The organism is Flavobacterium sp. KY-23415, from assembly GCF_055384985.1.
This window is the reverse complement of the sequence record NZ_AP044001.1, coordinates 3,646,852-3,661,259: the sequence shown is the minus strand read 5'-3', so window position 1 is coordinate 3,661,259 and position 14,408 is coordinate 3,646,852. Positions and strand designations below refer to the sequence as shown.

13 protein-coding genes are annotated in these 14,408 nt (G+C 30.8%); 8 read left to right on the top strand and 5 right to left on the bottom strand.

Annotated features, from left to right (window positions below):
* The first annotated feature begins 42 nt into the window (after positions 1-42).
* The 3 genes from ACZ49Z_RS15995 to ACZ49Z_RS15985 are packed head-to-tail and all read left to right on the top strand — an operon-like array spanning position 43 to position 3,527.
* Positions 43-741 carry an SDR family NAD(P)-dependent oxidoreductase gene (locus ACZ49Z_RS15995; RefSeq protein WP_464305301.1) on the top strand — a complete coding sequence of 233 codons (699 nt, stop codon included), beginning with the start codon at positions 43-45 and terminating at the stop codon, positions 739-741.
* A 32-nt stretch (positions 742-773) separates the two neighbouring features.
* The gene (locus tag ACZ49Z_RS15990; protein ID WP_464305300.1) at positions 774-2,060 is read left to right on the top strand and encodes a cryptochrome/photolyase family protein; all 1,287 of its coding nucleotides are present in this window, start codon (positions 774-776) and stop codon (positions 2,058-2,060) included.
* Positions 2,061-2,078: 18 nt separating this feature from the next.
* Complete coding sequence (locus ACZ49Z_RS15985) at positions 2,079-3,527, top strand: cryptochrome/deoxyribodipyrimidine photo-lyase family protein (RefSeq protein WP_464305299.1); 1,449 nt, start codon at positions 2,079-2,081, stop codon at positions 3,525-3,527.
* A 31-nt stretch (positions 3,528-3,558) separates the two neighbouring features.
* Here ACZ49Z_RS15985 and ACZ49Z_RS15980 read toward each other — a convergent pair whose 3' ends face one another.
* The gene (locus tag ACZ49Z_RS15980) at positions 3,559-4,215 is read right to left on the bottom strand and encodes an HAD family hydrolase (RefSeq protein ID WP_464305298.1); all 657 of its coding nucleotides are present in this window, start codon (positions 4,213-4,215) and stop codon (positions 3,559-3,561) included.
* 100 nt (positions 4,216-4,315) lie between these two features.
* Here ACZ49Z_RS15980 and ACZ49Z_RS15975 point away from each other — a divergent pair, with 100 nt between their 5' ends.
* From ACZ49Z_RS15975 to ACZ49Z_RS15965, 3 genes are all read left to right on the top strand, one after another.
* A complete protein-coding gene (locus ACZ49Z_RS15975) occupies positions 4,316-4,858 on the top strand; it encodes an RNA polymerase sigma factor (protein ID WP_464305297.1) in 543 nt (180 codons plus the stop codon).
* An 84-nt stretch (positions 4,859-4,942) separates the two neighbouring features.
* On the top strand, positions 4,943-5,347 hold the full coding sequence (locus tag ACZ49Z_RS15970; protein WP_464305296.1) for a hypothetical protein: 405 nt from the start codon (positions 4,943-4,945) through the stop codon (positions 5,345-5,347).
* A 2-nt stretch (positions 5,348-5,349) separates the two neighbouring features.
* Positions 5,350-5,790 (top strand): sensor of ECF-type sigma factor, encoded by a 441-nt coding sequence (locus tag ACZ49Z_RS15965; RefSeq protein WP_464305295.1) that lies wholly within the window; start codon positions 5,350-5,352, stop codon positions 5,788-5,790.
* A gap of 63 nt (positions 5,791-5,853) precedes the next feature.
* Here ACZ49Z_RS15965 and ACZ49Z_RS15960 read toward each other — a convergent pair whose 3' ends face one another.
* Positions 5,854-6,897 carry a sialidase family protein gene (locus ACZ49Z_RS15960; RefSeq protein WP_464305294.1) on the bottom strand — a complete coding sequence of 348 codons (1,044 nt, stop codon included), beginning with the start codon at positions 6,895-6,897 and terminating at the stop codon, positions 5,854-5,856.
* Positions 6,898-7,009: 112 nt separating this feature from the next.
* Between ACZ49Z_RS15960 and hemN the strand changes: the two genes are divergently transcribed.
* A complete protein-coding gene (gene hemN, locus ACZ49Z_RS15955; protein WP_464305293.1) occupies positions 7,010-8,368 on the top strand; it encodes an oxygen-independent coproporphyrinogen III oxidase in 1,359 nt (452 codons plus the stop codon).
* Between the two features lie 422 nt (positions 8,369-8,790).
* Here hemN and ACZ49Z_RS15950 read toward each other — a convergent pair whose 3' ends face one another.
* The 3 genes from ACZ49Z_RS15950 to aroC form a co-directional block, all read right to left on the bottom strand.
* The gene (locus ACZ49Z_RS15950; protein WP_464305292.1) at positions 8,791-10,305 is read right to left on the bottom strand and encodes a T9SS type A sorting domain-containing protein; all 1,515 of its coding nucleotides are present in this window, start codon (positions 10,303-10,305) and stop codon (positions 8,791-8,793) included.
* 147 nt (positions 10,306-10,452) lie between these two features.
* Complete coding sequence (locus tag ACZ49Z_RS15945; protein WP_464305291.1) at positions 10,453-12,075, bottom strand: T9SS type A sorting domain-containing protein; 1,623 nt, start codon at positions 12,073-12,075, stop codon at positions 10,453-10,455.
* A 203-nt stretch (positions 12,076-12,278) separates the two neighbouring features.
* Positions 12,279-13,340 (bottom strand): chorismate synthase, encoded by a 1,062-nt coding sequence (aroC, locus tag ACZ49Z_RS15940; RefSeq protein WP_464305290.1) that lies wholly within the window; start codon positions 13,338-13,340, stop codon positions 12,279-12,281.
* 250 nt (positions 13,341-13,590) lie between these two features.
* Between aroC and ACZ49Z_RS15935 the strand changes: the two genes are divergently transcribed.
* The gene (locus ACZ49Z_RS15935; protein ID WP_464305289.1) at positions 13,591-14,385 is read left to right on the top strand and encodes a hypothetical protein; all 795 of its coding nucleotides are present in this window, start codon (positions 13,591-13,593) and stop codon (positions 14,383-14,385) included.
* The last annotated feature ends 23 nt before the right edge of the window (positions 14,386-14,408 follow it).

The window sequence follows — 14,408 nt, the reverse complement described above, 5'->3', positions numbered from 1 at the left end:
AATTGAAAATGCGATTACATCATCACTCTTAAAAATGAAAAAATGAAAAAAAATATACTATTAATTGGCGGTTCCTATGGAATTGGATTCGCTTTAACAGAAATTATAAAAGAGGAAACCAATGTCTATGTAGCCTCCAGAACCAGAGGAAATTTAGACACTGGAATAAATTATATCCCTTTTGATATTACAAAACAAGTATTAAATACGAGTGCCTTACCCGAAAAAATAGATGGTTTTGTCTTTCTTCCTGGAAGTATTAATCTAAAACCTTTTAAAGGAATAAAAATTGAAACTTTTCAAGAAGATTTACAAATTAACTTTATTAATATGGTTAAAGTTCTTCAAAGCATTTTACCTAACCTTCTTGCTTCTGAAAACCCTAGCATAGTATTGTTTAGTAGTGTCGCAGTTGGAAAAGGGATGCCTTTTCATACAAGTATTGCTGCTGCAAAAGGAGCTATCGAAGGTTTTGGTAAAGCATTTGCTGCCGAATATGCTCCAAAAATTAGATTGAATATAATTGCTCCCTCTTTAACAGATACTCCATTGGCAAATAAATTTCTAAATAACGAAATAAAAAAAGAAAAAGCCGCCGAAAGACACCCTTTAAAAAAGATAGGTAGTGCGAATGATATGGCAGAAATGGCTGCATTTTTATTATCTAAAAAAAGTCAATGGATAACGGGGCAAGTTTTCCATGTCGATGGTGGAATGTCAACCTTGTCAGTAAACGGATAGTTCTTAATAAAAAAACTTAATAGAAATAAAAAATGACAATATTCTGGTTTAGAAGAGATTTACGATTAAATGACAACATTGCTTTGTTTCATGCTCTAAGTGAAAATGATGCGGTTCTACCTATATTTATTTTTGACAGTACCATACTTGAGCAGCTTGAAAAAAATGACGCTAGAGTAACATTCATTTACCAACAATTAACAATTATTAATGAGAAATTAAAAGAGTATAACAAATCTTTAGCAGTTTTTCATGGAAAACCAGTAACTGTTTTTAAAAAGTTGATACAAGAAAATAGTATTGAGAACGTCTATGCAAATCATGATTATGAACCTTATGCAAGAAAAAGAGATAAAGAAATTTATCAGTTATTTAAAGAAAATGATATAACGTTTAAGACATCTAAAGATCAAGTTATTTTCGAGAAAAATGAAATTGTTAAAGATGATGGAACACCATATGTAATCTTCACTCCTTTCTCAAAAAAATGGAAAGAAAAATTAAAATTAACGAGCATAAAACCTATAAAATCAGAAGAAAAAATAAATAAAATAGCAACGCATTCCTATCCCTTCCTAAACTTAGATGTCATAGGTTTTCAACAATCAAAGATTACGGTTTCACCATACACCATTTCAGAGCAACTAATCAATAATTATGAAGATACTAGAAATTTTCCAGCTGTTAACGGCACATCGCTTCTAAGTGTTCATTTACGATTTGGGACAGTTTCAATTCGTGAAATGGTAATTCTTGCTCTCAAATCTGAAAATGAAACTTTCTTAAACGAACTCATTTGGAGAGAATTTTTTATGCAAATACTATGGCATTTTCCACACACAATTAACCAAAGTTTCCGTCCAAAATATGACGCTATACTTTGGGAAAACAATGAAGAATTATTTCAAAAATGGTGCGATGGTAAAACAGGTTATCCTTTTGTTGATGCTGGAATGAGAGAACTCAATACAACTGGACACATGCACAATAGAGTGAGAATGATTGTAGCTAGTTTTCTTTGTAAACATTTATTAATAGATTGGAGATGGGGAGAAACCTATTTTGCACAAAAACTACTTGACTATGATCAAGCAAGTAATGTTGGTAATTGGCAATGGGCTGCTGGCTCTGGTGTTGATGCTGCTCCTTATTTTAGAATCTTTAATCCTACAGAACAAGTAAAAAAATTTGATAAGGATTTGAAATACATTAAAAAATGGGTAACAGAATTAGATTCTTTAGACTATCCAAAACCAATAGTAGATCATAAAGTAGCTAGAGAAAGATGTTTACGGGTCTATCAAGAAGCACTAAAATAGAGATATAAAAACAATAGTATGAATATAGTTTGGTTTAAAAGAGATTTACGATTAACTGATAATGAAGCACTATATAATGCCATTTCATCGGGTAGAAAAACACTTCTACTTTACATTTTTGAGCCTTCACTGCAAAACGACATGCACTATAGCAATCGTCACTTCGATTTTATTAAACAATCATTAAAAGCACTACAAAAAGCATTGCTACCGTTTCATACACAACTATTAATTGTAGAAGATGAAGCGATTAATGTATTTGAAAAACTAAATAACTTGATTAATATTCATGCAATATATTCGCACCAAGAAACCGGAATAAAACGAACTTATGAAAGAGACATACAGTTATCTCAATATTTCAATGTCAACAATATTAGGTGGTTTGAAACCATAAATAATGGAATAATTAGAGGCATACAAAATAGAAAAAACTGGAAAGAAGATTGGTATGATTATATGAATAAGAATTGCTTTCCGTTTCAACCTAATGCGCGAACATTTCTAAAATATAAAGACATTGAAAACATTGAAAATCATTTTACACTTGTGTCCTTAGAAACAAATCCAGATTCACTATTCCAGAAAGGTGGTTTTTTAATGGCAAAAAGATATATGAATTCCTTTTTTAAAGAAAGAGTCATTGATTATTCAAAAAACATTTCAAAACCCGAAAAATCAAGAAAAAGTTGTAGCCGATTATCACCTTATATTGCTTGGGGAAATTTATCTGTTCGTGAAGTTTTTCAAGAAGCAACACGTTACTTAGTCAATAATGATCGAAAAAAAGCACTATTAAATTTTATGTCTCGACTAAGATGGCAATCTCATTTCATACAAAAATTTGAAATGGAATGTAGTATGGAATTTGTAGCTGTGAATGAAGGATATAGAGATTTGAATCAACCTATAAAAAAACACTACCACGAAGCTTGGATTAAAGGCAAAACGGGTGTTCCAATTGTAGATGCTTGCATGAGATGTCTTACTGCTACTGGCTATTTAAACTTTAGAATGCGTGCTCTTGTGGTTTCTTTTTATACTCACAACCTTTGGCAACCATGGCAAAATTGTTCACCGCATTTGGCACAAAATTTTCTAGATTTTGAACCTGGCATTCATTATCCACAAATTCAAATGCAAGCAGGTGTAACGGGGGTTAATACATTACGAATTTATAATCCCATTAAAAACTCACTAGAACATGACCCTGAAGGAGAATTTATTAAAAAATGGGTTCCAGAACTTAATGCGTTATCACTACCTTTTCTTCATGAACCTTGGAAATTAACGCCAATAGAACAAGAATTATACAATTTTAGATTAGGAGAAAATTATCCAAATGCTATCGTTAATGTAGAAAAAACACGTAAGTTTTCGAGTGATATTTTATGGAATTTAAAAAAAAGAGAAAATGTTAAAAAAGAAAACAAACGCATTTTAGCCAAACATCTACTTCCTGACTAAAATGCATTCTTAAATACTGTTCTTTATTCTTTTAGAACAAAACACTAATCATTTCGGCATTAACCTCACTAAAATCAGCGATAATTTTATCTGCTAAAGATAAATCTTGACCTTTAGTATGCAAACTCTTATAGCCTAAACAATAAATACCTGCCCCTTTTGCTGCAACCACCCCATTAGTACTATCTTCAATAATCATACAGTTTTCTTTTGGGTTTACAGATAAACTTGCAGCATGCTCAAAAATAGCAGGGTGTGGTTTCGATTTTGGAAAATCTTCTCCAGAAACAATATGAGAAAAGTATTGATGCAAATTAAAACGAGTAAATACTCTATTAATAGTTCCTTTTGAAGCAGAAGATGCCACAATTAACTGAATTCCATTAGCATGCAAATCTTTAATTAAGTTTTCCACTCCATCAATCAAGAACAAATCGGGTTTTGTATCGAAAGCATCATTAAAAATATGACGCTTCCTAAGTATCAAATCTTCAACATCTTCTTTTAAATCAAATAAATCTTTTAATTTTTGAAAAACATTTCGTGTAGAATTGCCTGTAAAAGTTTCATAAATAGCATCTGTTACTTCTATATTTAATTCTTTAAAATGTTGGTGATAAGCATAATGGTGTACTGGTTCTGTATCTACAATTACACCATCCATATCAAAAATTACTGTTTTAACCATGATTTTATTTTGTTTGCGCAAAAATACCATTTATTTTTTTCTTTCCGAATGATTAAACCTTTTTAATTACCTTTAGTCTAATGATTAAAACAATGTGAAATTGCAAGACGAGAAAGTATTTATTCAGCGATTACTTAACCCGAAAACACAACAAGATGCGTTTCGGGAATTATTGCAATTGTATCAAAAACCTTTGTATCATCATATAAGAAACATTGTTTTAAACCATGACGACACTGATGATGTTCTGCAAAATACATTTATAAAAATTTTTCAAAATATATCAAAATTTAAAGGCGAGAGTAAATTATTTTCTTGGATTTATAGAATTGCTACTAACGAATCTTTAAACTTTCTACAACAAAAAGCTAGAAAAAGCGGCATAACAAATGAAGAAGCACAACAAAATGCGCTAAAAAAACTAGAAAGCGATGTCTATTTTGATGGAGATGAAATTCAGTTAAAACTTCAAAAAGCCATAGCACTTTTGCCCGAAAAACAACAATTAGTCTTTAAAATGAAATATTTTCAAGAATTGAAATATGAGGAAATATCGGAAATTGTAAATACCTCTGTTGGAGCATTAAAAGCTAGTTATCATTTGGCAGTAAAAAAAATTGAAGAACATTTAAAAAAGAATTAAACCTTTTATAATTAATTTTGTCCAATATAAATAAGGTTCAAAAACAATAGAGAAATAAACTATTATAATTTAAAGAATCTAGAAATGAAAGATTTGAAATTAGATCAAAAAAATAAAATAAACCCAGGATTTGAAATTCCAGAAAACTATTTTGAGCAATTTGAAGCAAAAATGATGCAACAATTGCCTAAAAAAGAAACAAAAGTAGTAGCTCTATTTCATAGAAAACAACTTTGGATTTCGAGTATTGCTGCAGTTTTATTAGTAATGATAGCAACTCCAGTTTATTTTAATATGAAGAAAACAACCACATTAGAAACAGCCACCTTGGAGACCTATTTAAGTACAGAATATTCTACTTATGAAATCGTTGATAAATTATCTAACGAAGATATAACTGCTTTAGAAAATGATTTGTCTATTAATGATGACGCTATTGAAGCCTATTTATTAGATACTCAAAACTTAGATTACTATTTAAATCAATAACAATGAAAACAAAATTAACCATAGTAGTATTATTTCTTTTCACTTTAACCTTTTCTCAAGGCTTTAAAGAAAAAAAAGAGAAAATTAAAGCAATAAAAGTGGCTTATATTACAGAACAATTGAAATTAACCACTGATGAGGCACAGAAATTTTGGCCAATTTATAATACTTTTGATGACAAACAGTTCGAAATTAGACATAATAAAATGAGAAAAATTATCAATCAATTCGAAAATGAAGAAATTGATAATGTAAGCGAAAAAGAAGCGCAAGAACTAATTAGTCAAATTGAAGATTATGAAGAAGAAATGCACAATCTTAAAAAGAAATTCATCAAGGATATGCTAAAAGTTTTGCCTGCGAAAAAAGTTATTAAACTTAAAAAAGTGGAAGAAGAGTTTAATCGAAAATTACTGAAACAATTTAGAGGAAAAAGAGAATAATAGAAAGCACTGTAAAGTGCTTTTTTTGTATATAGTGCACCCTAAAAAAGGGTAACAAGAGAATTACCTCCCAAACTTCAACTCCACTACTCTATTTTTTCCTGCAGCATAAGCCACAGAGTCATTTTTAAAACGAAGCGTATATAAATCCTTATCGTCTAACATTTTTAGCCATGTTTTTCCGCTATCGCTAGAATAATGAAGTCCTGTTCCTCCAACGCAAACTAATGCCTTTCCTTTACTATTGGGTACAAACTGAACACAAGATGCATAACCAAACCCTGTATTTTGACCTACAAGTTTCCATGTTTTTCCACCATCTTTAGTAATGGCTTTATTATCTGAATTGTTTTCTTGATTTTCATAATCTCCACCAGCAATAAATCCAATATTTTCATCATAGAAATCGGCTGTAAAAATTCCTGTCATTGTCTTTCCCTGCACAATTGGTGTTTCATATACATTCCAAGTAAAGCCACTATCTTCACTTACAAAACAGCGGGATTTTTTACCTCCAGAAACGATAAAAATTTTATTGTTATGCAACACTACATTACTATTACTTGCAGCAAAAGCAGCTTCACCTTCTTCTACTTTGGGTAATGAAGTACATGGTATTTTTTGCCAAGAATTACCTCCATCTTTGGTCACAATAATATTCAAACAATTACCAACAGGATCTCCCATAGCAACTCCAAACTGATTGTCTAAAAACTGCATACTATCATAGAAAACTTTTTCATTATTCTCTTCATAAACCAATTCTACCACTTTTCTATCATTGGAAATCTTATACAACAACCCAGGATTAGCTACACTCAATAAAAACACGGCATCTTTTGTTTTGGCAATACTTCTAAATTCGGGATGTAATGAATCCTTATTAATTCTTCCTCTAAATTTTTTAGTAGTTAACAATTCTATGGCTCCATATTTTCCATTACTACCTGCAAACCATAGCTCATTACTATCTAATACAATTGCTCGAATACTGATAGAATCATGATGAATTGCTGTAGCTTTAACGCTTGTAAATGCCATTTGTTTTTCCTCTCCACAAGCTAAAAACAATATTGAAACACAAAAAAGAAACACTATATTTTTCATATCTTTCATTTAATGCACGAATTTACGACTTAAATTATAAAAAAGACAGATATGATAATTATCATTTTTCTGTTAATTCGCTATACTTATTTTTGATGAAACATTTTAAATCATGTCGTTAGTTCAAAAATATAATGTTCCTGGACCAAGATACACAAGTTATCCAACCGTTCCCTATTGGGAAGAAAACTTGTTTACTGTAAATCAATGGAAAAAAACATTACTAGAATCTTTTGTTGCCTCTAATTCTACAGAAGGTATCAGTTTATATATACATTTACCTTTTTGCGAAAGTTTATGCACTTTCTGTGGTTGTAACAAACGAATTACCAAGCGACACGATGTAGAAAATCCATATATAAAAGCTGTTTTGAAAGAATGGGATTTATATTGTGAATTACTCCCTGAGCGACCTCTAATTAAAGAAATTCATTTAGGAGGAGGAACACCAACTTTTTTCTCTTCTGCAAATTTAACAACATTAATCAATGGTCTTTTTAAAAACGCAAACAAAGCGAAAGAACATGAATTTAGTTTTGAAGGCCATCCTAACAATACTAGTTACGAACATTTACAGACACTCTATGATTTGGGTTTTAGAAGAGTAAGTTTTGGTGTGCAAGATTATGCAGAAAAAGTACAAAAGGCTATCAACAGAAATCAATCTTTTCATAATGTGGCAAAAGTGACGTTTTGGGCAAGAGAAATTGGTTATACTTCTGTCGGACATGATTTAATTTTCGGATTACCTTTTCAAACATTAGACGATGTTTTAGATACAATCGCAAAAACAAATTCATTACAACCTGATCGAATTGCATTTTACAGTTATGCACATGTGCCATGGATAAAAGGAAATGGTCAACGTGGTTTTAATGATGACGATTTACCAAAAGATGAGGTGAAACGAGAATTATATGAAAAAGGGAAAAATGAGTTGTTGGCACGCAATTATATAGAAATTGGTATGGATCATTTTGCATTGGAAACCGACAAAATGACACAATCTTTCAAAACAGGATGCTTACATCGTAATTTTATGGGCTATACCTCTTCAAAAACAGAAGTAATGATTGGTTTAGGAGTTTCTTCAATTAGTGATTCTTGGAATGCTTTTGCACAAAATGAAAAGAAATTAGAAGATTATTATGCCGCATTAGAAAAAGACGAATTGCCTATCTTTAGAGGTCATATTCTTAACGAAGAAGACTTAATAATTAGAAAACATATCTTAAATTTAATGTGTCAATTTACAACTTCTTGGAGTGATAATGCTACCTATTTTCCTGAAATTTCATCTATTTTATCTAATCTTACAGAGATGGAAAAAGATGGTTTGTTAGAATTTGGAGATCAATCTATCCTTGTAACCGAAAAAGGAAAGCCCTATGTTCGTAATATTTGTATGGCCTTTGACTTGCGTTTGAAACGAAAAGCACCAAAAACACAGTTGTTTTCAATGACAATATAACGTTCTTCTTTCTTTTTTAGTCAAATAACCTAAAGTTTTAGGTCCTCAACCCAAACGTTTAGGTTCTTAACCTAAATTTTTAGGGCAAATAACGTAAAATTTTACCCCATCAGACGTAAAATTTTAGGTCAACAACCAAAAGTTTTACCCTACTAGACGTAAAGTTTTAGGTCAAGCACCTAAAATTTTACCCTCATTAACGTAAAAATTTGACAAAACTACCTAAAAATTAGATTTTGTATCCTGTAATGATATAGTTAACACTACAACTCAAAACCAAGTAATATTAATATAAAAAATTCAAAACAGTAAATTATAATCTATTTAAGCAACTCAATTGAACAGTAATTAAAATGAAATATTACAAAAAAAGAGCTGCAATTTAAAATCACAACTCTTTTTTAAAAGATATAAAACTTGAATTAGTTTTTAATAAACTTCTTAACTACACTACCGTCAACTGTATTCACATTAACAAAATAAACACCAGAATTCAAATCTGAAACATTGATTTCTTTTCTAGTATTATTTGCATTTACATTTTTAACAATTCTACCGTTAATATCTGTAATAGTAACTGATTCTAATTCAAAATCTGGTGATAAAACATTTAATATATCATTTACAGGATTTGGGTAAATTGAAATATTTGCAGAAGAAGAATTAAAATTATTAGATGATAAATTTGTATCTAATGTAATACTATCTAAAAACAAAAAAGTTTCATTTGCTCCAATAGCAGAGTTATTATGGATACCAAAATAATAAATTCCAGCAGCTGGGGCAGTATAAGTGGCAGTATGTGTAATATAACTTGCATCACTATTATTTGTAAAAGACTGTATCACGGTAGTTTGTCCCGCAACAGATTGAGAGTTACCAACAGTTAAATCAAAAGCCATTTCAGAAACAGTCGTTTCAGAATACAATCTTGTTTTAAAAGATATTGTTACTACCTCTCCAGAAGCTAACTGAGTTCCTCTAAAATAAGCTCTTCTATCAGATTGAGCAGTTGTACTATTAAAAGTATACATTGCAACACCAGCACCACCGTCAGCGTAATTAGCAGGAGTTGAAGTACCAGATGTAGCGAATGGACCTGAAAATTGTCCTACAAAACCATCTGTATAATTATTTGCAGCAGATTCAAAATCGTTTGAATAAGGTAAAGTAACAGGAAGATACCCGTAAAATGGCCCTGCCCAAGTACTTTCATCTCCACCACCACAGTTACCTCTTACATAATATCTAAAATTAGTTGATGCAGGAATAGAAGCAATATTTGCAGAAGAATAAGCTAAAGCACCCGAAGAAGCTGTAATCATAGTTCCAGAACCTACTGGAGTAGAGAAATCATTACTCCAATCTACATCATAATTAGCTGGTTGTGGACTAGATTGATCCCAATACAAATTTGCCTCTGTCGTTGAAATATACTCAGGTAAATAAAAAGTAGAAGGTGCAAAACAAGTAGCTGCAGTAAATGTAAAATCGAAAGAATGGTTATCATCTTCCCAATTATTATCCCATAAAATATAATATGTAGTACCTGCAGTCACAGCAACATTGGTTATTGCTGATCTATAATTCGATCCTGAAACATCATCATTTGAAGCAACACAAGTCCAAGGTCCTGAACAAGATCCTGATAAAAGACTTAATCTTGTATCTGCACCTGCTACATTTGCAGCTATATCAGATGTTATTGTTAATATTCCCGCAACAGAAGGTGTGTACCTAAACCATCTAGCATGTGGTGTTGGGCTTTGATTTCCATTAAAACAAACAGTTCCAGTAGGATAATTCCCCATAGTCAAATCCCCTATTGAATATGTTCCATTACTAGAAATAACAGTTGATGCTGCACAACTAGTACCTCCTTGTGCAAAAGAATTAATCCCTATTGACAACAAAGTAAAAAGTAATAATTTTTTCATTTTTTAATATTATTTTTTGTTAGTATGCAGTAAATATACTCAAAAAATAAAAAAACATAAAAAAAATAACACAAATATGTTTATTTTAACTTTTCTTTAATATACACCATAAACAAAGTAAATGTTAATGGTGTATAATAAATAGATTTAGTTTTTAATAAATTTCTTAACCGACTTTCCTTCATTCGTTTGAATCTCTATAAAATAGATTCCTGCATTAAGTTCAGAAATATTTAATTCCGTATTATTTTTATTAAACGAAGTAAATACCTTAATTATTCTTCCATTAATATCAATAATATTTGCACTGTCAATTGCATTTTCGCAATTGATATTTAAAATTGAATTTGCAGGGTTTGGGAATAAATTAAAAGCTATTTTTTCAAAATTAGAGGAAGATAGTGTGCTTGTAATTTGGACATCATCAACTGCTAATCTATATTGGTTTGCTGTAGAAAAACAATTAAAAGCTAAATAATAATCACCAGTTGTAGAAGGTGTAAAACTCAAGTCGGCTTGTGTCCAAGTTTGAAGTGTAATTCCATCATAAGTTTGCAATGTATTCGTTTGTGTTGCAACAGTTTTATCAGTACCAATAGTCACTTTAAAATTTTCAGGATAAGCAGTAGAACCCTCAGCTGTCTTATATTTAAATTTAATAGAATATGTTACTCCAGAAGTTAAATACAAACGTCTAGAAAACAACCAAGCATTAGCTGCGTTAGTAGCATGATAATTATATCCGGCATAGGCTGTGCCTTCAGCAGCAAGAGGAATTGGAGCTGCTTGATTATAAAATGCCCAATTGTTTCCTGTACCTGCATTCAAAATACTCCAATCTTGATTAGATTCAAAACCATATGAATAAGGAGGAATTGCCGCTGAAAAAACTGTTGTGAAATTATATGGACCTGCCCAAATACTTTCATTAGGTGCTGTACACATTTTTTTAATATAGTAACTATATACTGTCCCAGAATTTAAACCAGTTAAATTATAAGGAGTTGAAGCAGAGCTAACTATTGTTCCAGACCCTAAAGTAAAACCAGAAACTCCATATTGTATAGAATAATTTGATCCACTACCAATCCAAGATATATTAGCACTTGTCTCAGTAATACCAGATGTCATTACATTTGCAGGTGAAGCACAAACAACATTTTTCCCTAAAAATGTTTGTGGTCTCCAATTAGAATCTGTCAAAGCGGTTGGAATAGCTGTTGTACTTTGCGCACTTTTTAATCCCGCAGTTAACGTTGTTGAGCACAAAGCAACATTTGCAGTTGTTGCAACCGCACCAGAAGCATTTTGATAATCGAATGCAACATAAATTCCTCCACCTGTGTAAGTAAATGCAGAACCACCTGTAAAACCATGGTTTAATTGTCCCACTACTGCTGGAATCGTTAACGTACTATTACTTACGGTTGTCATCCCTGTAATAGCAGTAGCCCAAGTGTTTGATTTTAAGTTTGTAACATCTGTTGTGTTTTGTAAATACACCGTAAAGTTTCCAGTAGTTGCAACGTTTTGCGCGGAAGAATAGTTAAACCCTATTGAATTGATAACATCTCCATTAACTAATCCAGATGCTGTAACTTCAGCAGCAGTAATCAAATAAACCGTTCTTGAGTAACGTTGAAATCCTTGAGGAGCTCTAGAATTTCCCGAGGTAGAGCCATTGTTTGGAAGCGCATTGTAATATTGAGTCTCTTGTGAGAAACAAAATAAACTAACAAAAGTTAGTACTAATAGTAGAAATTTTTTCATTTTTTTTGTTTTTAGTTGAAACAAATCTATAGTAAAAAACATTGCGAAATCATTAAAAATTAATGGATTAAAAAGATTTATTTATAAATCAAAAAAGAGAGGTTTACACCTCTCTTTTTTACATTTTAAATCGTTATAAAACATTTTTTTAGAAAAAACTATAAATAAAATTATTTTTTTTAACAGTAAAAAAACATTTTTTATTAAGAATTTAATTTCGAAAACAAATAAAAATCCGCTAAGACTAATGCTGCCATAGCTTCAACTATAGGAACAGCTCTTGGAACAACACATGGATCATGCCTTCCTTTTCCATGTTGCTCAATTAATTTACCTTCATTATCAAGGACTACTTGTTTTTGCAAAAGTGTTGCAACTGGCTTAAAAGCAACTTTAAAGTAGATATCCATTCCATTACTAATTCCTCCTTGAATCCCACCTGAAAGATTAGTCATTGTTGTTCCGTCATTATTAAAAGAATCATTATGATCACTCCCTTTCATTTTTGCACCCTCAAAACCACTGCCATATTCAAACCCTTTTACCGCATTAATAGATAACATTGCTTTACCAAGTTCAGCATGCAATTTATCAAAAACGGGTTCACCCAAACCAATTGGGACATTTTGAATCACACAACTAACAACACCTCCAATTGTATCACCTTGTTTTTTTATTTCTTTAATATGTGTTTCCATTCTAGCTGCCATTGCTTCATCAGGACAGCGAACAGCATTCTTTTCAATGTTTGAAAAATCTAATTCCTGGTATGTTTTGTCTAGTGCAATTTCACCAACAGCAGAAACATAGGCATTAATTTTAATATCTGGGATAACCTGTTTTGCAATAGCTCCTGCTACTACCCTACTAGCTGTTTCGCGTGCAGAACTTCTTCCTCCTCCTCTATAATCTCTAATCCCATATTTTTTTTCATAAACATAATCTGCATGACTTGGGCGATATGTGTCTTTTATATGTGAATAATCATCAGACTTTTGATTTGTATTAGGAATTATAAATCCAATAGGTGTTCCTGTAGTTTTACCTTCAAAAATTCCTGATAAAAACTGAACTTCATCTTCTTCTTTACGTTGTGTTACTATTGATGACTGTCCAGGTTTTCTTCTTTGCATTTCCTGAATAATAGCTTCAATATCTAACTCAATTCCAGCTGGACAACCATCTATAATTCCTCCTAATGCTTCTCCATGAGATTCTCCAAAAGTAGAAAGTTTAAATAATGTCCCAAATGTATTTCCTGCCATAGCGCTTTATTTCAAATTTTAGTTTTATATACTCCTGAAAATAATATTAAAATTCAAAAGTTTCGTTCTTAAATGAGAATAATGAAACATTCTCTAAAATTGGGAACAAATTTAATCAATAATAATAAACTTTTGTAGAATATTACTTAACAATTCTTCTAAAACACGTGAAAAAATGAACTATTTTAAATATATAAATACCATATTAACACATTTATTATTATATTGGTCGTAAAATCTATTTTAAATTATGAAAAATATCCTATTACTGAGTTTTATTTTATTCTTATTTTCTTGCTCTAATGATGACACTACTGAAGATTCTGGATTTCCAGTTTTCGAGATTCCATTAACAAATGGAAATTATTGGACCTATGATATTCAAACAGGTGGAACAACTTCTAGAGATTCATTATATGTAGCCAATGATGTTTTAATAAATACTTTTAATTATAAAAAAATGAAAGTAAAAAACAATGTTGCTACTGGTTTTTATTCTAGTTCATTAAATAACAACGCAATTAGAGTAATTGGGAATTCTTTACTACTAACTGGGAATTTATCTTTAAATGCGGGTCAAACACTTCCTTTTAATTTAGATTTAGAACTGAATGATTTTATCATTTTTAATGCTGACGCAAATAATGGTCAAACACTTTCAACAAAAACAGGTACAATACAAGAAACAATAAATGGATACCCATTAACAATTTATTACACCCTAAAATCTATTGCTGGAAATTCAATTCCAAACTACACATCTCCAAATAACGATACTTACAGTAATGTAAAATCGAACAAAATAATTTTAACTGCTAAGATTGATTCAAATATAAACGGGTTTCCTGTTAGTATATTACAAGAACAAGATGTAATAATTTCTGAACAGTTTGTAGCAAAAAACATTGGTGTAGTTCATACCAATACACTTAGTCATTATACCTTAAACCCAAGTTTACCAGCGCAAATACTTTCTCAAATTCCAATACCGAACAACCAATCTCAAACTCAAAATGAATTTTTAGATGTCTATCTCATAAATTAATTAGATCTATTTTTAAAACAATT